General features: G+C 28.0%; 22 protein-coding genes. 10 read left to right on the top strand and 12 right to left on the bottom strand.

Annotation, left to right across the window (positions count from 1 at the left end):
- Positions 1–56: 56 nt before the first annotated feature.
- Positions 57–419, top strand: a complete 363-nt coding sequence (locus BTO07_RS02125; RefSeq protein ID WP_087519659.1) for a DUF1573 domain-containing protein — start codon at positions 57–59, stop codon at positions 417–419.
- A 6-nt stretch (positions 420–425) separates the two neighbouring features.
- Positions 426–830 carry a DUF1573 domain-containing protein gene (locus BTO07_RS02120; RefSeq protein ID WP_087519658.1) on the top strand — a complete coding sequence of 135 codons (405 nt, stop codon included), beginning with the start codon at positions 426–428 and terminating at the stop codon, positions 828–830.
- A 1-nt stretch (position 831) separates the two neighbouring features.
- Here the strand turns inward: BTO07_RS02120 and BTO07_RS02115 are convergent, their stop codons facing one another.
- Complete coding sequence (locus BTO07_RS02115; RefSeq protein ID WP_087522526.1) at positions 832–2,031, bottom strand: aspartyl protease family protein; 1,200 nt, start codon at positions 2,029–2,031, stop codon at positions 832–834.
- A 527-nt stretch (positions 2,032–2,558) separates the two neighbouring features.
- Between BTO07_RS02115 and BTO07_RS02110 the strand changes: the two genes are divergently transcribed.
- From BTO07_RS02110 to murB, 3 genes are all read left to right on the top strand, one after another.
- Entirely contained in the window at positions 2,559–3,749 is a 1,191-nt protein-coding gene (locus BTO07_RS02110) for a pyridoxal phosphate-dependent aminotransferase (protein WP_087519657.1), read from the top strand.
- 52 nt (positions 3,750–3,801) lie between these two features.
- On the top strand, positions 3,802–4,122 hold the full coding sequence (locus BTO07_RS02105) for a hypothetical protein (protein ID WP_087519656.1): 321 nt from the start codon (positions 3,802–3,804) through the stop codon (positions 4,120–4,122).
- A gap of 195 nt (positions 4,123–4,317) precedes the next feature.
- Positions 4,318–5,358, top strand: coding sequence for a UDP-N-acetylmuramate dehydrogenase (gene murB, locus BTO07_RS02100; RefSeq protein ID WP_257789770.1), 1,041 nt, complete (start codon positions 4,318–4,320; stop codon positions 5,356–5,358).
- Positions 5,359–5,420: 62 nt separating this feature from the next.
- On the opposite strand, the gene BTO07_RS02095 is transcribed toward murB, so the two are convergent.
- The 11 genes from BTO07_RS02095 to BTO07_RS02045 form a co-directional block, all read right to left on the bottom strand.
- A complete protein-coding gene (locus BTO07_RS02095; RefSeq protein WP_157663262.1) occupies positions 5,421–6,128 on the bottom strand; it encodes a DUF2490 domain-containing protein in 708 nt (235 codons plus the stop codon).
- Between the two features lie 23 nt (positions 6,129–6,151).
- Positions 6,152–6,709 carry a DUF4956 domain-containing protein gene (locus tag BTO07_RS02090; protein ID WP_232457072.1) on the bottom strand — a complete coding sequence of 186 codons (558 nt, stop codon included), beginning with the start codon at positions 6,707–6,709 and terminating at the stop codon, positions 6,152–6,154.
- A gap of 53 nt (positions 6,710–6,762) precedes the next feature.
- The gene (locus BTO07_RS02085; RefSeq protein WP_087519652.1) at positions 6,763–7,512 is read right to left on the bottom strand and encodes a polyphosphate polymerase domain-containing protein; all 750 of its coding nucleotides are present in this window, start codon (positions 7,510–7,512) and stop codon (positions 6,763–6,765) included.
- 214 nt (positions 7,513–7,726) lie between these two features.
- Complete coding sequence (locus BTO07_RS02080; RefSeq protein WP_087519651.1) at positions 7,727–9,160, bottom strand: CotH kinase family protein; 1,434 nt, start codon at positions 9,158–9,160, stop codon at positions 7,727–7,729.
- Positions 9,161–9,312: 152 nt separating this feature from the next.
- Positions 9,313–9,963, bottom strand: coding sequence for an SCO family protein (locus BTO07_RS02075; RefSeq protein WP_087519650.1), 651 nt, complete (start codon positions 9,961–9,963; stop codon positions 9,313–9,315).
- A 1-nt stretch (position 9,964) separates the two neighbouring features.
- Entirely contained in the window at positions 9,965–10,480 is a 516-nt protein-coding gene (locus BTO07_RS02070; RefSeq protein ID WP_087519649.1) for a toxin-antitoxin system YwqK family antitoxin, read from the bottom strand.
- A gap of 92 nt (positions 10,481–10,572) precedes the next feature.
- Positions 10,573–11,370, bottom strand: a complete 798-nt coding sequence (locus BTO07_RS02065; protein WP_087519648.1) for a YHYH protein — start codon at positions 11,368–11,370, stop codon at positions 10,573–10,575.
- A 105-nt stretch (positions 11,371–11,475) separates the two neighbouring features.
- Positions 11,476–11,982, bottom strand: a complete 507-nt coding sequence (locus tag BTO07_RS02060; protein ID WP_087519647.1) for a hypothetical protein — start codon at positions 11,980–11,982, stop codon at positions 11,476–11,478.
- Between the two features lie 5 nt (positions 11,983–11,987).
- The gene (locus BTO07_RS02055) at positions 11,988–12,305 is read right to left on the bottom strand and encodes a hypothetical protein (protein WP_087519646.1); all 318 of its coding nucleotides are present in this window, start codon (positions 12,303–12,305) and stop codon (positions 11,988–11,990) included.
- 61 nt (positions 12,306–12,366) lie between these two features.
- Positions 12,367–12,945 (bottom strand): RNA polymerase sigma factor, encoded by a 579-nt coding sequence (locus BTO07_RS02050; protein WP_087519645.1) that lies wholly within the window; start codon positions 12,943–12,945, stop codon positions 12,367–12,369.
- An 80-nt stretch (positions 12,946–13,025) separates the two neighbouring features.
- Complete coding sequence (locus tag BTO07_RS02045) at positions 13,026–13,856, bottom strand: mechanosensitive ion channel family protein (protein WP_087519644.1); 831 nt, start codon at positions 13,854–13,856, stop codon at positions 13,026–13,028.
- A gap of 131 nt (positions 13,857–13,987) precedes the next feature.
- Here BTO07_RS02045 and BTO07_RS02040 point away from each other — a divergent pair, with 131 nt between their 5' ends.
- The 5 genes from BTO07_RS02040 (at position 13,988) to lipA (ending at position 18,335) form a co-directional block, all read left to right on the top strand.
- Positions 13,988–14,191: a membrane or secreted protein gene (locus tag BTO07_RS02040; protein ID WP_087519643.1), complete on the top strand. Its 204-nt coding sequence runs from the start codon at positions 13,988–13,990 to the stop codon at positions 14,189–14,191.
- A gap of 16 nt (positions 14,192–14,207) precedes the next feature.
- Positions 14,208–15,311, top strand: a complete 1,104-nt coding sequence (locus tag BTO07_RS02035) for a glycosyltransferase (RefSeq protein WP_198342499.1) — start codon at positions 14,208–14,210, stop codon at positions 15,309–15,311.
- Complete coding sequence (locus BTO07_RS02030; protein ID WP_087519642.1) at positions 15,302–15,865, top strand: RNA polymerase sigma factor; 564 nt, start codon at positions 15,302–15,304, stop codon at positions 15,863–15,865. Before BTO07_RS02035 ends, BTO07_RS02030 begins: the two co-directional genes overlap by 10 nt.
- Positions 15,866–15,969: 104 nt before the next feature.
- Positions 15,970–17,190 (top strand): NRAMP family divalent metal transporter, encoded by a 1,221-nt coding sequence (locus tag BTO07_RS02025; RefSeq protein WP_087519641.1) that lies wholly within the window; start codon positions 15,970–15,972, stop codon positions 17,188–17,190.
- 275 nt (positions 17,191–17,465) lie between these two features.
- Positions 17,466–18,335, top strand: a complete 870-nt coding sequence (gene lipA, locus BTO07_RS02020; RefSeq protein ID WP_087519640.1) for a lipoyl synthase — start codon at positions 17,466–17,468, stop codon at positions 18,333–18,335.
- Positions 18,336–18,577 lie beyond the last annotated feature (242 nt).

Raw genomic sequence — 18,577 nt, 5'->3', positions numbered from 1 at the left:
TAAAAAATGTGAGGTTGATTTTTTTTATCATTTAAAAACTCTAAATTTGTACAATTATGAGTAAAGAATTTATATTTATTTTAAGCTTGTTTTTATCTATTGGGATTTCTGCACAAGAATTTAAGTTTGAAAAAGAAATTATTAATTACGGAAAAATAAAAAAAGGAGAAGACGGTAAACGTATTTTCGAATTTACCAACATTGGTAAAGCTCCTTTAATTATTGAAGATATTAAAACTTCTTGTGATTGTGCTGTGCCTAAAAAACCAGACCAACCAATAATGCCCGGTGAAAAAGCAACTATTACTGTAGAATATGACACTTCTAATTCAGGTGGTTTTTCTAAAGAAATTATTATTTTTTCGAATGCCAAAGAATCAAGAAAAAGAATTAAAATTAAAGGTTACATTACAAAATAAAGCATCATGAAAGTATTTTTTACAGTATTATTTTTAGGTTTGATCAATTTTTCTGCAACAGCTCAAGAATTTAAATTTGAAGAGGAAACTATTAATTATGGTAAAATAGATAAAGGGTCGAATGGAGAAAGAATTTTTGTTTTTACAAATGTTGGAGACCAACCTATAATTATAAAAAAAATTCAATCTTCTTGTGGTTGTACGGTTCCTAAAAAACCAGAAAAACCAGTAATGCCAGGAGAAAAAGGAGAAATTAAAGTTTCTTACGCTACCAATAGAGTTGGTGGTTTTTCTAAATCTATTACGATTTACTCAAATGCAAAGAATCCTACAAAAGTACTTAGAATTAAAGGTCTTGTTAATAAAGGAATTTCTTTAGAGAAGGAAAAAAGTATTTTAACGGATAGTTAAACTACACACTTTTATGGAGTTTAAATTCGAATTTCATTTTAACTCCTTTTCGGCTAATCATCATTTTAATTTTCTTTTTGTCCCTTTCTTGAAATTTATGATAAATGTCTCCTAATGTAAAATCGTAAGTTTCTTTGCCATTTATTCTAAGAATAACATCATCTTTTAATAAACCTGCATTATAAGCTGGTGAGTTTTTTATTACATTTTTAATTTTAAATGCAGGTTTAAATTTAAATGAATAGGAAGTAACAAAAGAAATAGAATTCCGTTGATTTATATTCTGATTAAAAGAATCTGATGAATTTGTTACACTTTCTTCTTTTACGATTTGTTTACCATCATAAACAACATCTAAACCACTCATATTATAATTAAACCCACTTGTAAAAGATCCATTCTTTTTAAACGTGAATTTTTTATTTGGGTAATCAATCCAAACTTTAAATTTCCTTAAAATTCCGCCACCGATACTACCATTTCTTTCCTTAAATTTTCTGGCATTGTGTGTTGATGCAAAATCTAAAAAAGATGCTGTTGCATTCTGAATATTGAATCTCCCCAGTTTAAACATCGAAACCCTACTTCTATCCCCATAAATTGGGCCACTTAATCCTTCACCTAAAAAATCATTAAAAAAACGTTTAGGTGTTTTTATTTCTTCTTTAGAATTTTCAAAAAGCCACATAGCATCACTACCTCCAAGATCTACTAATAGCTTAACATCGATTAACTTGTTTCCAATTGTATCTAGACTAATTTTAGCATTAATAAAAGGTTTTTTTCTATAATATATAAAAGGGATTGTTTCACATTTTTTGCATTTTTTATATCGATATGTTTTAGGGTTATAGAAATCTAATTTCTTTGTTTTATAATTAACTCTTACAACAAAGTCCTTTAATAAATTGTACCCAATTATGCCATGAATGGTAATCCCCATCTTACTTGACAGGTTAAAAGAATCATTTAAAATAACATAAATTGTTTCGTTTCTACTAATTAAATTTTTTATTTTAAAAGTGTTCTTTTTTGAAATTATGGCATTTACAGCTTCACCTGTACCTAAGCCTCTTAAAGCTACTTTTGTAGTATTTAATAAACCAATACTATCATTTTCTGATAAATTAAATAGAATTGTTTTGTTAACACCTGTATCTAATATAAAGGATAGTTTTTTGCCATTAATTTCTAATGGCATTACAATCAAATTATTAATTAACTTAAAAGAAACCTGCTGTCTAGTCGTGTTTTCACCGTTAAAATAAAATCCATTTTGAGAGTTTATTTTTAAAGAAGTAGCAAGTATTAATAGAATAAAAATTATTTTTTTTATAACCAATGTTATTTTTTTGAACTATAAATATTAGAATATGAGTTTAGATTGCATTAGAAAAAGTCAGTTTTACAAAAGCTAGTGTAAAATACTAAAAATCAAAAATTAACCTGTTAATTATTTGGTAAAAAATTAAATTTCAAATAGAAATACTTCCTTATTATTTCATTTAACTAGAAAGAAAACTGAGATTATAAAATTGCATTACAGAATTAATAATCTAAATATTTTGATTTTATAGCACTTCTTTTTGTTTTAAGAAACATTATAAAAATCAAATTAAAACGTAAAATGGCATTCACAAAAAAAAGATTCCATAAAGAATAAAAAACTATGGTAGGAAATAAAATATATTTCGGAAATTCGCAAACATAAATATTTAAACAACTATTATGCCTACTATATCTAAGAAAGGATTAAAAATGCCAGAATCACCCATAAGAAAATTGGTTCCTTATGCTGAAGATGCTAAGAAAAGAGGTACTAAGGTATTTCATTTGAATATTGGGCAACCAGATATTAAAACACCACAAGTTGCTTTAGACGCTGTAAAAAACAATACGATACAAACATTGGCGTATGCACGTTCTGAAGGTTCTGAAGAATATAGAAATAAACTAGTAGATTATTACAAGAAGCATAAAGTAAATGTAACATCAGATAATATTGTTGTTACAACTGGTGGTTCTGAAGCATTACTTTTTACTATTGGAAGTATTACTGATCCAGGTGATGAAATTATTATTCCTGAACCATTTTATGCAAATTATAATGGTTTTTCTACAGCTTCTGGAGTAACAGTTGTTCCTGTAATTTCTAAAATTGAAGATAATTTTGCATTGCCAAAAATTGAAGAATTTGAGAAGCTAATTACTGCAAAAACAAAAGCTATATTAATTTGTAACCCAGGTAATCCTACTGGATATTTATATTCAAAAGAAGAAATTCAAAAGTTAAAAGAAATCGTTTTAAAGCACGATTTATTTTTAATTGCTGATGAAGTTTATAGAGAATTCACTTATGATGGTTTACAACATACTTCAGTTATGGCTTTAGATGGCTTAGAGCAAAACTCTATTATAATCGACTCCGTTTCTAAACGTTACAGTATGTGTGGCGCAAGAATTGGTTGTATCGTTTCTAAAAATGATGATTTTATAAAAACGGCTATTAAATTTGCGCAAGCACGTTTAAGTCCACCAACGTATGCTTTAATTGCAAGTGAAGCTGCATTAGATACTCCTCAAAAATATTTTGATGATGTAAAAGAAGAATATGTTGAAAGAAGAAATACATTAATTGCAGAATTACAGAAAATTGACGGTGTAAAAGTAGCCAACCCAAAAGGTGCTTTTTATTGTGTTGCTGAATTACCAATTAAAGATTCTGATCATTTTGCACAATGGATTTTAGAAGAGTTCAATGATAATAACGAAACTGTTATGGTTGCTCCTGCTAGTGGATTTTACTCTACTCCTGGAGAAGGGAAAAACCAAATTAGAATGGCTTACGTTTTAAATAAAAAAGATTTAATTAGATCTGTAGAAATTTTAGCGGAAGCTTTAAAAGTTTATAAAAACTAGGTTTATACCTAGTTGGCAACTATTACCAATCACACTCTGAAAAAAAGAAAAAATGAGCAGTATTAAAACAGCAACCGAGATTTTGACAAATCCAATCAAAATACAAGAAATCAAAGTGAATGAATTACTGATTAAGGAACTGAAAAATAAGTGGAAAAATACTTTAATTTCTTTCATTTCAGGAGTTATTATTGCATTAGGAACCGTGTTGTTATCCAGTATGTTATCGGAAACTGGAAAACCGCTAAATGGAGAATTATTATTGAATACTGTAACCAAACAGGCAGAGACAATTCATACATTAACAATCGAGAATACCAATTTGAAATTGACTTTAAAAAAAGTGGAATCTTCATCTGAAATAAAAAATTAATTACTCATTCGCTTAAAAATGGTGGAATGAAAAACCATAATCTGAAAAAATAAACAGTTGCCAACACCGTACAAAATTAATTGCTTTGTTTCTGGCTCACTTACGAAATCGCTCGCGCAATTTCTTGGTCTGTTATTATTTATTAAATTAGCTGCTTAACCGCCGCAAAAAATCTTGTACAAAACCGTTCAACTTATAACAAAAATGAGCATTCAGAAAAACATATCACTTAAAAATTATAACACGTTTGGTATTTCTGTAAATGCTAAAAGTTTTATTTCTGTTGATTCAGTTTATGAATTACAACAACTTTTAAAAGTTGAAAAAGATATTTTTTTAATTTCTGGAGGAAGCAATATGTTACTTACAAAAGATATTGAAAAACTAGTTGTTCATATTGATATTAAAGGGATTTCTATTGATCGTGAAGATGACAACGCTGCTTATCTAACTGTAAATGCAGGTGAAAATTGGCACGAATTTGTTTTATGGTGTGTTTCTGAAAATTATGGTGGAATTGAAAATTTATCTTTAATCCCTGGTAATGTTGGTACTTGCCCTATTCAAAATATTGGTGCTTATGGAGTTGAAGTAAAAGATACTATCACTAAAGTTGAAGCTTTAGATATTGAAACTGGTAAATTAGTTCAGTTTTCTAATGAAGAATGTAATTTTGGTTATAGAAACTCCATTTTTAAAAATGAAGTAAAAGGGAAATATATTATTACTTCTGTTAGTTTTAAATTAACAAAAACCAACCATAATTTAAACTCTTCATATGGTGCAATTGAAACTGAATTAACTTCAAAAGGAATATCAAATCCTAGTTTAAAAGATATTTCTGAAGCTGTTATTGCAATTAGAAAATCAAAGCTTCCTGATCCTAAAGAAATAGGAAATAGCGGTAGTTTTTTTAAAAACCCTGTAATTGCTACAACTCAGTTTTTAGAGCTTCAAAAAGAATATCCAACTATACCTAGTTATCCTGTCATTTCGAGCGCAGTTGAGAAATCTGAGACTCAAGTTAAAGTTCCTGCTGGTTGGTTAATTGAACAAGCTGGATTTAAAGGAAAACGATATGGTGACTTTGGTGTACACGAAAAACAAGCACTCGTTTTAGTTAACTATGGAAATGCTACTGGGTCTGAAATTTATCAGCTTGCTGAAAAAATTAAAGAAACAATCTTTAATAAATTCGGAATTTCTTTAGAAATTGAAGTAAACATCATTAAATAAAAAAGCCTTGTTAATTTAATAACAAGACTTTTAAAAGAAATTACTAATTCAAAAACTACATCCTATTTAAAGGAATACGTATATTTTAACCCTAAAATATTGGTCACATCAGGGAAATCTACATTCAATTCTTTTTCTAATCGATAGAATACTCCTAGTTTACCAAAACCTTTAATTTTATAGTCTGTACCTAGTGTTAATCTGTATTTACTAAAACCACTGTCACTTCCATCTTGAATACGATTAAATATTTCTGCTGAAAACTTAGGATCAAATTTCCAATTTTTAAAATTGTATAATAACGATGTTTTAAAACGGAAATTCTGCTTTGCAACATCCCCATCATCAGAAGAAACTCCTAATTCATTTTTATTTTGATAACGTAATCGATACCCAATTTTTAAATTATTAATTTGATGTTTATACATTGCATCTATCTGAAACCTAAAATGGTTTTCATAACCTTGAATGTTACCTGTGTTGTCATTATCTCTAATATAACGTGCTCCAACACCGATTTTAAAGCCCTTAAATAACTTATAATCTGCACTTAATTGGGTGAAGAAATTATCAACTTCAGAAAAATTTTCTTTCAATCTAAATTGTTCTTCTAAACCAAAACTCCATTTATTATTCAATTTATACTCCACTCCTATTGTGTTCCAAGAAGCCCAGTCTTTATCTCCTGATTGGGCATAATTTAAACTAGAAAATAACACAGTATTTAATAGTATCAATTTTAAAAATAGTTGTTTTTTTATTTTAAACATAGTGATCATTTAGGCGTTAAAAATTATTTATTTTTATAATAAAAGATGGTTACTGTAGCGATGTCTCTTAAAAAATCTACACTACCAACATTCACAGAATTAATCGTTAATCCAGTTCTGTTTTCTAAATCCTCTTTTAATAAATTATAATTTTCTGGTTTAATGTTTTCAATATTTTCGTAAACAATAGATTTAGAGACGACTTGTTTTAAAGACCAATATTTTTCAATGAATAAAAGCACAAAAATAATAATGACATTTGCTGATAGAATTTCTGCATAACTCATTTTTTTATTTGCTAATGAATTGATTATTGAGACGCCAATAACAACAAACAAATACGTCATTTCTTTAATGTCTACTGGGTTTGTTCTGTAACGAATAATCCCGAAAATGGCAAAAAGTCCCAATGCCATTCCAATATCCATTTCATATTTTTTTAATGTAAAACATAGAAAAAAGACGATAATGCTAATTAAATAATACGTAAAAACGTAATCTTTTCTTTTTGAATCTGGGTAATAAATAAAACGGATAATTACTGTTAAAAAGATGAAGTTTAATGTGAATCTAAACATCATTTTAAAAAAATCGTCGTCGAATAAGGGGATATCTAGAAATTCCATAAGTTATATTAAGCTATTATATTATTAATCTTTATTAATTTTTTCTTGAATCTATTATATTTTAAATCATTGTAAAGACTAATCATACCAATACAATATTTACTAATACTATAAGGATTTTGTTGTATTGATTTCAATTTTTTCACGATTTCCGACCTTCTGTTAAATCGCTCTTGTTTTACTTCTACAATTACTAGTTCGTCAAAGTTTTTTTCTACTTCATTCATCTTATAAGAAAGGTTTAAATCTAAAGTTACTCGTTCTTTATCTTTTAAATTTACGAGCGTAATTCTATTAAATCCGTTCCATAAACTAGGTGCTAGATTGTATTCTTTATTGGTGGTTGAAGAAATAAAATCTTTAGAGTTTTTAGTTAAATCTAATTCAAAATCATCAACACGAATTCTAGACTTGTTGGTTTCTCCTTTACCATTTTTTTGTTTTATTTCTAGAAAACAAAGGTCTGATTCTATATATTTTCGTTGTCTTATTTTTGTTCGAATATTCTTTCCATTATGATGATCATTGTAAAACTTATTCTTTGTAGTATCAAAGTACAATGATGAATAACTCATAATTCGATCCTTCTTAATTTCTAGCACTCTATAATAAGAACTAATGTTTTTTAATATTAAAAATAGCTGAGATTTATTAATCACAAATTTTGTGTCTGTCCTTTTCATTAACGCAACACTATTCATTTCTTCTAAAGAAATTGGGGAGTATTTATTAATTATATTTTCAATATTTTCTGGCATAAATTATTTCTTTAAATATTAAATGATTGTTACTATACTGTTTCTTTAACTTTAGATGTTGTTATCGATATTAACTTGTGCCTGATTCTGTTAAAGAAATCCCAATAAAAAAACCTCATCAAATTAATGATGAGGCTTAAGAAATTAATTTTTTAAATAAAAAAAGCTCCGCGATTTCTCACGAAGCTAATAACTAACCAAACTAAATTTTCTATTAATTTAAATAAGCTTCTACTGCATTTTTTCTTGATGTTGCATGTGATTTTAATGTACTCACTGCCGATTGAAAATCTGAACTACTATTTAAAAAAGTATATCCATTAACTTCTGTTGTTGCAAATTCTTCTACCAGAGCGGCATATTTAGTATATAAAGCTTGCACAGTACTTTCATTAAATGCACCATTTATAACTTCTTCTACATACGTATCGTACTTTTCTTTATAAACTTCATCTTGATATAAATAACCAATTAATGGCCATTGACTAGAGCTTAAACCTGAGAAATTTAAAGCATAGGATCCTCCTTGTTTACCAGTCTGTAAAGCTTCATTATTGTCCCAAGGAATCCAAGTTAATTTACTTGTATCTGGATCATTATATAGAAAATAATTATGTGTCATTCTACCATAAGTATCCCAATTTTGAATTACAGTATTTACTGCTAAGTATTTTAAAAATACATCTGTATCAAAAACAACTTCTAAATTTGTTCTCCAAGTTGCAGCATCTGTAGTTCTAGAACCATCATGCAAGATTGATAATAAATTTGAAACATCTGTAAAATCTGCTTCATCTTCATTTGTTTTCTTTTCATATTCATCCTCATCAAAAGATCCACTTGCAAAAGACGCAGCATCACCATCTGGTTTGTATAAATTACCATCGTCACTTGAAAATTGAGTATCAATAACAGTATCATCAACTTCTTCAACCAAAGTATACAACCCAAAATATTGTGGTCCATCTCCATTATCTACATAAACCGTATAAAATGCTGTATGAGACATTGCTAAACCTGCATTTTTAAAAACATCTGCAGCTACTTTTTCGCGTAACATAGATTTATCATTATAGTTGTTTTTAAGACTTAATTTCTTAAATCCATAAAAACGTTGATTTTTAATTTGAGGATAATCATCTTCAAATTCATCAAAATCTAATTTAAATGATAATTTTAATATTCCAGAACCCCAACTAGATTGTAAACTAGAATTCCCTTTAAAACGAACACCTACTTTATACCATTCTTTACCTTCATAAAATATTTTACTAGGTACAAAAACGGGGTTTTCATCAGATTCAGTTAAACCACCACCTCCTCCAGGTCCTCCGGAGTTACTTGAACCAAAAGTTCCATATGTGCTTGTCATATCATCTAACATTACATTCCAGTTATCTTCAGAAATAACAATGTCTAACCTTTTTACAGCATCATCTGGAAAAATTTCATCAAAATTTGGATCTGCATTTTTACTATGAGTAGCATCTGTCCAATCAGTAGTTTCAAATTCTGTGTCATCTATAACAACGACCACTTCTTCTTCTTCAACTTCTTCTTCTTCAACTTCTGCTGCAGCATCACTAGAACATGAAAATATCATTACAATCATTAATGTTGAAAATAATAGTTCTTTAAAATATTTCATAATTATTTGTTTAATTGAGTTTGTATTTTTTAGTTTATAATAGTTTAGATGCTAGTCTTTTTTAAAACTTGCGCTCGTTAACATTACTTTAACAAAAAAGCCTTATTAACGAATTAAAAAGGCTATAATTATGGATTATAAAATTAATTATTTTATGATTTTTCCTTTTTTAAGATTTCTATATGACGTTTTAAACGACGAATATCTAAGGACAATGTTCCATTATAAACGCCTCTAATTCTCCCTTTTACATCAACTAAAACAAAGTTTTCTGTATGAATAAATTCACTTTCATCTTTTGTCTTTTTAAAATCTTCATCAGCAAAATAAGAAGCTCTAGCAATGTTGTAAATTTTATCTCTATCGCCTGTAACTAAATGCCATTTATTATGAATTGCTTTTTTTTCTGTAGCATATTCTTTTATTTTATCAACAGAATCTACCCAAGGCATTACGGAATGTGATAGTAACATAATATCAATATCTTCTTTGTATAATTCTTGAATTGCGCCCATATTTTTTGCTAAAATGGGACAAATACTAGGACAGGTTGTAAAAAAGAAATCAGCAATATAAATTTTCCCTTCAAAGTTTTTATTGGTGATTTTTTCTCCATTCTGATTTGTAAATTCAAACGGAGCAATTGTATGAATATCTTTATATTTTACATCTGAAGGAGAAATCCATTCTGGTGTAAATTCTTCTGAATTATAAAAAGGTAATGTTGTAGACTTGTCTATTTCTACTTCCTTTTTACAAGAACCACAGATAAGTATTAAAATGAATATCGATTTTAATTTCATGCTATTTATGATCCGTTTTAAGTACGCTTACACAGTTTTTTAAACCTATTAAACCATGTCTTTCTCCTTTTACTGTATAAAAATTTGCTCTTATTTTCCCTTTAGAATTCCACATTTTCTGAGTGCCAGCTTCTTTTCCATCAACAAAATTAAAGTATCTTGCTAATTGCCCATTATAATGCCAATCCTTTACACTACCATGATAAACTCCTTTATCATTTATATGATATTCAAACATTTGTTTTCCTGTTTCAAACCAACCGCTATGAATTCCTGTTTTTATACCGTTCGTATAACTACGTTGAAACCATTTATTACCGTTTACATAAAACCCTAAATAATTTCCTTGTTTTTTTCCTTGATAATATTGCGAACTCGATTTTACTTTTTCATCAAAATAAAATTCTTTTACAATTCCGGAATATGGAACGTTATCAAAAAATAGAATTCCGTTTTTAAGTTTAAAACTTGCATCTGCTTTATTTTTCTCAATAGATGGAATTATAATATCATCCATAGAAATACTACTTTCTTTCTCTTGTATTTTATAATCACAATAAACAAGAAAGAAACATATTATTATAAAGATTGATAAACTTCTCAAAAAAACTAGTTTGTTATATTACCAGGTGTACCATAAAAACCATTACCATTAATATATGGCGCTTCTGTAGTTATGTGATAATGATAAATTCCGTTAGGGAAATCTGCTGTAACAGTTGTATGACCATGAAAATCTTCTAAATCTGCATTGGTAACTGTACTTCCATTTTCAGTTGGTCCATACACAGGAAATCCATCTGCTAATAACCCTAAAAAAGAATCAGAACCAAACGTTTCTGTTAAATATGTTGGTTCTATATGATAATGATATTGGTTTGTTCCTGTTGGATGTCCTAAATATTGATCAAAAGAATTGATTTCACTTGTTAATTCTTGTTCATTCGGACCTGCATATTGATTATAAAACACAATACCATTTCTAGTAATACCAATAGGTCCTAAAGATGTAGCTTCATTAATTGTAGCTGCAGAAGGATTTAATGGAATTGAAATCGTTATATTTTGCTCAACGATTTCATTTGGATTCTTATTCCAATTTGTATTTGTACCATTGTAAGCTTCGAACAAATCATTTGTAGTCTCAAAATAAGGACTTGTATGATTTGGTATATCAGTAGTTGTAAATGTTACATTGTTACCATTTACTGAATAAGAAACTGCATCAATATCATCAAACATTGTTAAAATGGTTGTAATATCATACGTTGTTTCAGTTGGATTTGTAATATCGATAATATCCTCTATTTCTTGATCACTAATAGTAGCTGATGAACTACAAGAACTTAATAAAATTCCTATAACAAAAAATAAAACTGATATTTTGGTAAATTGATATTTCCTCATCTTAAATAAATTATTTAATGATTAGACCTTTCAAATACTAAATAGTTTGAAAACTAATTAATATTGATTTCTAATATTAAAATAATTTAAGAAAGTTAGCTAAAATTACATCGGTGGATGATGTCCTCCTTCAGGTGGTGGAGGTGGCATATCTCCTTCAATTGGTGGTCTTCCTTCTCCTCCAGGTCCTCCTTGTCCTCCTCTTAATGCTTTTTTAATAATCTCATCAAAGTTTTTTGATTGTTCTAAAGTACACAAACCTCTTACTTTTTTAAAAAAACGAAAAACTTCTGAATCCTTTTTTCCTTGTAAAAGACCAATTTTAGTAGTTAAAGAGTCTAAATTAATATCCTCTTTTTGAAATGAGCTAAATAAAACATCTTTTTGCGCTCTAACTTGTTCTTCAATCTCCATCATAGCATCTCTATGAACTCTTTCAAATTCATTAAACTGCATTGTTTGATCTTCTGAAAATTGTAATTCTTGTGTTAAGAAGTTTCTTTTAGAATTTTGATTGAATCGATCTTGTGGCTTTTTTACAAGCATAAAAATTAATACTCCATTTAAAAGTATCAATAAAAAAATTATTATTGGAAGTAATTTTGATTTCATAGCCCTTAATTTAAAATAGAATTACTGTCTGATTGCAATGAATATTCTTGTGCAAATGTTTCTATACTTGAACTTGTACTATTTGCCGAATTATTAAAAACATAAAAAAGTGTTCCTGCATTTAACAAAAGCACTACACTTAATGTTGCCAACTGTAATTGAGGTGTAAACCAAGAAAAAATAGATTGCTTCTCTACTTTTTCAGCATTCAGTTTCTGTAAAACTTTATGCTTAAAAAAGTGATTTACTTCCACCTCTTTAATAGTATCTAACACCTTAAAGGTATCTTCTACTTGCTGATTTATATATTCTTTATTTTTCATTTTTATTTGTTCTTAAACAATTACTATATAGTTAGATGCAATAAATTATAAAAACTTGCGTTTAATTTTCACTTTTATAAAAATCTTCTAATTTTTCTTGTAACCCTTTCTTTGCTCTAAACATTAAAGATTCTACAGATGATAAACTTTTTCCTGTAATTTCTACAATTTCTTGATAGCTTTTATCATCAATTTTAGCCAACGTAAAAATTACTCTTTGGCTTTCTGGCAAGGTATTTATCGCCTTAAAAATAATTGCTGATTTTTCTTTATTCTCCATTAAAATACCTGGGTGATTTACTTCTGTAAAATAACTTGTTTTGTCTAAAGGTATTTCATTTCCCATAATTGTTTGCATAAATGCAAATCGTTTTTTTGTATTCTTTTTTCTAATAAACTCAAGACATTTATTCGTTGCTATTTTATAAATCCAAGTCGATAGTTTAGAATCTCCTTTAAATTTATGTATCGACTTAAAAATTTCTAAAAAAACTTCTTGTGCAATATCTTCTGCATCTTCTTTATTGGGTACAAAAGAAATACAGGTACCAAAAACTTTTTGCTGATAATCATCTAAAAGCTGACTAAATGCAGACTGTTTTCCTGCTCGTAAATGTTCTATAAAAAGTGCTTCGCTCAAGGTTTTCTAATCAAAAAGTAAACTTACAAAAAAAGACTGCTTTAATAAGCAGTCTTTTTTAAATATATGTATTTATAATTTTATTTTGTCATAGTAACAATACGCTGTGGTAAAGGTGCTTCATAACCTGCACTTCCTAAAGCTTCAACAATTTGTTGTTTTGTATCCCAGTAAACATCCCAATAGTTTTCACAATTTGCATAAGGTAAAGCCAATAACTCAACACTATTTTGCCCTAAATTATTAACAGCAACTCTAGGTGCATTTGCTCCTTCTTGTAAAATATTTTTATCGTTTTTAAGAACGTCTAATACAATCTGTTTTGCTTTTGCAATATCAGAACCATATCTAATAGCAAATGGCATATCGATACGTAAATTTCCTATTTTAGTTAAATTGGTGATTTTATTTGAAGTAATCGCAGAATTCGGAATAATTTCAGTCTCATTTTGAAACGTTTCTATTACCGTTACAAATACAGAAATTTCTTTTACAAAACCAAAAGCTCCATTTGTTTTAATTAAGTCACCAACTTTAAAAGGTTTAAAAATAAGTAACATAATACCAGAAGCAATGTGTCCTAAAGAACCATTAAATGCTGCTCCAATTGCTAAACCAACACCTGCTAATAAAGCTGCGAAAGAAGCCATTGGTAAACCAACAATACCTGCAATAGAGATAATTAATAATAGTTTTAAAATAAAACCAATAGTCGTTAATAAAAATGGTTGTAAAGTTGCATCTAAATTTGTTTTCTCAAACATTTTAGAAACACCTTTCATAATCATTCTAATAATCCAAAGACCAATTATTAAAGCTGCAAGGGCACCTATTAATTGAAGTCCCCAGTCTCCTAAACCTGAAGAAATTGAGTTGTAAAAATTTTTTAAAGAATCTGTTGTTGTGTCCATTTGTAATTTTTTTTAAATTCGTTTTCAATAAGTTGGACACTTTAAATTTTAAAAAGTCACGATAAAATATTTACCATAGATTTTTTAAAGAGAAAATAAGAATATGTATCTTTGTATTAGAATTATTATTTATGAAATTATTACTGATTACTTTAGTATTATTAGGACTTGGTGTTGCTGGAATCGCTATTAAAATTTGGGCAAAAAAAGATGGTAAATTTGCAGGTACTTGTGCAAGCCAAAACCCGATGTTAAATGAAACCGGTGAACCTTGTGGTTTCTGTGGTAAATCTTCAGATGAGTTTGATTCTTGTGCAGAACCAGAACATAAATAACCCTCTTTTTTACTAAATGATTTTATCTGTACTCTTCTACTCTTTTGTAGTTTTTACTGCAATACAGATTATTTATTACTTAGTTTTTTCTTCTTTTTTGTTTGATTCTAAAAAGGATAAGAAAAAATCTAAAGAGATTCCTATTTCTGTTATTGTTTGTGCAAAGAATGAAGCTAAAAATCTCGAAAATTTCTTACCATCAATTTTAAATCAAGAATATGCTGATTTTGAAGTTGTTTTAATAAATGATGCTTCTTCTGATGAAACTCTAGAAGTGATGGAATCATTCCAAAAAAAACATAGCAAGATTAAAATTATTAATGTTGAAAACATTGAAGCTTTTTGGGGAAATAAAAAATACGCACTTACCTTAGGTATAAAAGCAGCAAAAAACGAAAACCTATTATTTACTGATGCAGATTGTAAACCCGTTTCTAAAAAATGGATTTATGAGATGGCTCAAAACTTTAATGCAAAGAAAACAATTGTATTAGGATATGGTAAATACAAAAAGGAAAAATCATTCGTAAACCTATTTGTACGTTTTGAAACACTCCTTACTGCAATTCAGTATTTTAGTTATTCAAAAATAGGTTCTCCTTATATGGCTGTTGGTCGTAATTTAGCCTACGATAGATCTGAATTCTTTAATGTAAAAGGGTTTATAAATCATATGCATATTAAATCTGGTGATGATGATTTATTTATACAAGACGCTGCAAATAAAGAAAATACAACAATTGCAACATCAAAAGATAGTTTTACAGAATCTTTAGCACCAACATCATTTACAGAATGGTTTCGTCAAAAAAGAAGACATATTTCTACAGCAGATCATTATAAGTTTAAACACAAGTTCTTTTTAGGTTTGTTCTTTATATCTAAAGTGTTCTTCTTCCTTTTAGCTATTTTACTATTCTTCTTTTATCCTTGGCAATTTGTTTTACCAATATTCTTAACGTATTATTTTGTACAATTTATAGTTATTGGCTTATCATCCAAAAAATTAAATGAACCAACAATCACTTATTTATTACCTTTTTTAGAAATTGGTCTACTAATATTTCACTTTTCGATATTTATCACTAATTTGTCATCAAAACCAAATCATTGGAAATAGGCGATAAAAAACTTGAATTATATATATCTAAAGCTAAAAGCGGGAATCAATCTGCATTTAGATATTTATTAGATACTTTTTGGCCTGCCGTTTATAATTATCAATTAAAACGAACTCAGAGTGAAAATGATGCTGAAGATATTGCTATTCAGACATTTTCTAAAGCTTTTGATAAAATTGATACGTATGATGAAAAGTTCGTTTTTAAGACTTGGTTAATTACTATTTCTAAAAATGTTCATATCGATTTGTTGCGTAAAAAAAATATTTCTATTGCAACAGATACTTCTACAGAACAAGAAGAACAAGCGTATTTAGTTGTGGATGAAAGCCCAACACCTGAAGACAAAATTATTACAGAACAAAATTTAGCTAAATTATTAAGAGACATCAAAAAACTGAAACCTAAATACCAGGAAGTTATTCAGTTACGCTATTTTCAAGAACTAAGTTATAAAGAGATTTCTACTCAAATTAACGAACCAATGAACAACGTAAAAGTTAAATTATTACGTGCAAAAAAGTTATTGGCAGAGATAATTAAGGAGTCTTAAGTATAGATAAGTTCTATACTTATCAAAAAAAACAATGCCTTTTCTGATAAAATTTTAGTAGTTTCTATAAACTATAAAAATGCAATTGAAATACTGAAAAATAAATGAAAAAATCATTCTTACAATCTTTAGGTCCAGGTTTATTATTTGCAGGAGCAGCAATTGGTGTTTCTCATTTAGTACAATCTACAAGAGCTGGAGCAGAATTTGGTTTTGGTTTAATTTGGGCTTTAATTTTAGTTCATATATTTAAATATCCGTTTTTTCAATTCGGTCCTCGTTATGCAGCAGCAACAAGAGAAACTTTATTAGATGGTTATCGAAAATTAGGTAAAGGAGTGTTAATCACTTATTACATACTTAATTTTGCTACAATGTTTACCATTCAAGCAGCTGTTACTATGGTTACTGCTGGTTTGGCATCACAACTTTTTGGATTTACAAATGATCTTGTTTTATGGTCTACATTATTAATGTTTATAAGTGTGCTATTTTTAGTTATTGGTAAATACAAATTGCTAGATAATTTGATGAAATACATAATTGTTATCTTAACAATAAGTACAATTATTGCTGTAAGTGTTGCACTATTTAGTACAAAAGAAGCTTTTGATGTTACTCAGATTATACCTTCTGGTACAGTAGAACTTACTTTTTTAATTGCATTCTTAGGTTGGATGCCTGCTCCTTTAGATGTTTCTATTTGGCATTCTATATGGTCTGTAGAAAAAGATAAAACCACTGTCATTAAAACAAAACGAAAAGATGCTATTTTCGATTTTAATGTGGGATACATTAGTACACTTTGTTTGGGTATTTGCTTTCTCTTATTAGGCGCCTTAGTAATGTATAACTCAGGAGAAACATTCTCTAATAAAGGTGGAATTTTTGCTTCTCAATTAATGACTTTATACACAAAAAATCTAGGTAAATATTCTTATATATTTATTGCTATTGCTGCTTTTACAACAATGTTTAGCACCACAATTACAACAATGGATGCTTCACCAAGAGCAATGAATAGGACTACAAAATTATTATTTAATAAAGAATTAAAATATGGTTATTGGTTTTGGATACTCTTCTTATTTTCTGGTACTTTTTTAATTCTAAAATACTTTATGGATAATATGGGGTTGTTGGTTAAAGTAGCTACTATCTTATCATTTTTAACGGCACCTTTTTATGCTATTCTAAATTTTAAATTGATAACAGGTAAACATACTCCAAAAGAACATCAACCAGGAATTTATTTAAGAATTTTAAGTGTTTTAGGTATTCTCTTTTTAATAGGGTTTAGTGTTTGGTTTTTAATGAGTTTATAAAAATTATTTATCTTCAAAATAAGATTATCGCTATGACATCTAATTTAAAACTTATTAAAAAAAATAAATTAAGGTTAAAATAATTATTGGTGTAATATCTTTTTTTATTTTTAAAGCTATTATTTTAGATTGGAATCATTTCAAAGCATGAATAACTGGAGATTTTTAAAACCTATTCTTTTATTTAACTTAAAAATGTAGTTTAATTACTTCAAGACATAACTACATTATATCAAACTTTTCTTTGTAAATTTGCTTTTCAATTTAGAAATAAAATGGCAATAGATTCTGTAATACTTCCCGAAAGACTAAAAAAACCAAAATGGTTACGTGTAAAATTACCAGTTGGTAAAAAATATACTGAATTAAGGAGTTTAGTTGATAAATATAAATTAAATACAATTTGTACAAGTGGTAGCTGTCCTAACATGGGAGAATGTTGGGGAGAAGGAACTGCAACGTTTATGATATTAGGAAACATCTGTACACGTTCTTGTGGTTTCTGTGGTGTAAAAACTGGAAGACCTGATACAGTGGAATGGGATGAGCCTGAAAAAGTTGCTCGTTCTATAAAATTGATGAGCATAAAACACGCTGTAATCACTTCTGTTGATAGAGACGATTTAAAAGATGGTGGTTCTATTATTTGGGCAGAAACTGTAGATGCTATTCGTAGAGCAAACCCAAATACAACTTTAGAAACTTTAATTCCAGATTTTCAAGGAAACACAAAACAAATAGATAGAGTTATTGAAGTGCATCCTGAAGTAGTTTCTCACAATATAGAAACTGTTAGAAGATTATCTCGTGAAGTTCGTATACAAGCTAAATATGATAGAAGTTTAGGCGTATTAAAATACCTAAAAGAAAAAGGTATGCGTACAAAAACTGGTTTAATGCTAGGTTTAGGTGAAACTGAAGAAGAAGTATACCAAACTATGAGAGATATACGTGAAGCTAATTGTGATATTATTACAATTGGTCAGTATTTACAACCGACTAAAAAACACTTACCTGTTCAGAAGTTTGTTACTCCAGAACAATTTAAGAAGTACGAAACTTTTGGTCTAGAACTTGGCTTTATGTATGTAGAAAGTGGTGCTTTAGTTCGTTCTTCTTACAAAGCACATAAACACGCTGTATAATATATTTTAAGTTGATAAAAGAAAAGCTAAATAGCTGATTTATCTATATTAGAAAACAATAAAATTTAACGATCCTTAATTAAGGATCGTTTTTTTGTTAAAAAAATATAAAAATCTATTTTAATTATCATTTCCATATAAAACATTTCATTTTGGCACAGTACTTGTATAAGTATTATTGAAGACAACGTTGTAAACTGTTTTCATGTGTAATTTGAATTAGTTGATTATAAAAAAAACCA

It is taken from the genome of Polaribacter sp. SA4-12 (assembly GCF_002163675.1).
Classification (GTDB): Bacteria; Bacteroidota; Bacteroidia; order Flavobacteriales; family Flavobacteriaceae; genus Polaribacter.
This window is presented reverse-complemented; position numbering and strand designations above follow the sequence as displayed.

Coding starts and splice junctions, on each gene's coding strand:
- BTO07_RS02125 (WP_087519659.1), top strand. CDS start 57: ATGAGTAAAGAATTTATATTTATTTTAAGCTTGTTTTTATCTATTGGG.
- BTO07_RS02120 (WP_087519658.1), top strand. CDS start 426: ATGAAAGTATTTTTTACAGTATTATTTTTAGGTTTGATCAATTTTTCT.
- BTO07_RS02115 (WP_087522526.1), bottom strand. CDS start 2,031: ATGCCATTAGAAATTAATGGCAAAAAACTATCCTTTATATTAGATACA.
- BTO07_RS02110 (WP_087519657.1), top strand. CDS start 2,559: ATGCCTACTATATCTAAGAAAGGATTAAAAATGCCAGAATCACCCATA.
- BTO07_RS02105 (WP_087519656.1), top strand. CDS start 3,802: ATGAGCAGTATTAAAACAGCAACCGAGATTTTGACAAATCCAATCAAA.
- BTO07_RS02095 (WP_157663262.1), bottom strand. CDS start 6,128: ATGTTTAAAATAAAAAAACAACTATTTTTAAAATTGATACTATTAAAT.
- BTO07_RS02090 (WP_232457072.1), bottom strand. CDS start 6,709: ATGATGTTTAGATTCACATTAAACTTCATCTTTTTAACAGTAATTATC.
- BTO07_RS02085 (WP_087519652.1), bottom strand. CDS start 7,512: ATGCCAGAAAATATTGAAAATATAATTAATAAATACTCCCCAATTTCT.
- BTO07_RS02080 (WP_087519651.1), bottom strand. CDS start 9,160: ATGAAATATTTTAAAGAACTATTATTTTCAACATTAATGATTGTAATG.
- BTO07_RS02075 (WP_087519650.1), bottom strand. CDS start 9,963: ATGAAATTAAAATCGATATTCATTTTAATACTTATCTGTGGTTCTTGT.
- BTO07_RS02070 (WP_087519649.1), bottom strand. CDS start 10,480: ATGGATGATATTATAATTCCATCTATTGAGAAAAATAAAGCAGATGCA.
- BTO07_RS02065 (WP_087519648.1), bottom strand. CDS start 11,370: ATGAGGAAATATCAATTTACCAAAATATCAGTTTTATTTTTTGTTATA.
- BTO07_RS02060 (WP_087519647.1), bottom strand. CDS start 11,982: ATGAAATCAAAATTACTTCCAATAATAATTTTTTTATTGATACTTTTA.
- BTO07_RS02055 (WP_087519646.1), bottom strand. CDS start 12,305: ATGAAAAATAAAGAATATATAAATCAGCAAGTAGAAGATACCTTTAAG.
- BTO07_RS02045 (WP_087519644.1), bottom strand. CDS start 13,856: ATGGACACAACAACAGATTCTTTAAAAAATTTTTACAACTCAATTTCT.
- BTO07_RS02040 (WP_087519643.1), top strand. CDS start 13,988: ATGAAATTATTACTGATTACTTTAGTATTATTAGGACTTGGTGTTGCT.
- BTO07_RS02035 (WP_198342499.1), top strand. CDS start 14,208: ATGATTTTATCTGTACTCTTCTACTCTTTTGTAGTTTTTACTGCAATA.
- BTO07_RS02025 (WP_087519641.1), top strand. CDS start 15,970: ATGAAAAAATCATTCTTACAATCTTTAGGTCCAGGTTTATTATTTGCA.
- lipA (WP_087519640.1), top strand. CDS start 17,466: ATGGCAATAGATTCTGTAATACTTCCCGAAAGACTAAAAAAACCAAAA.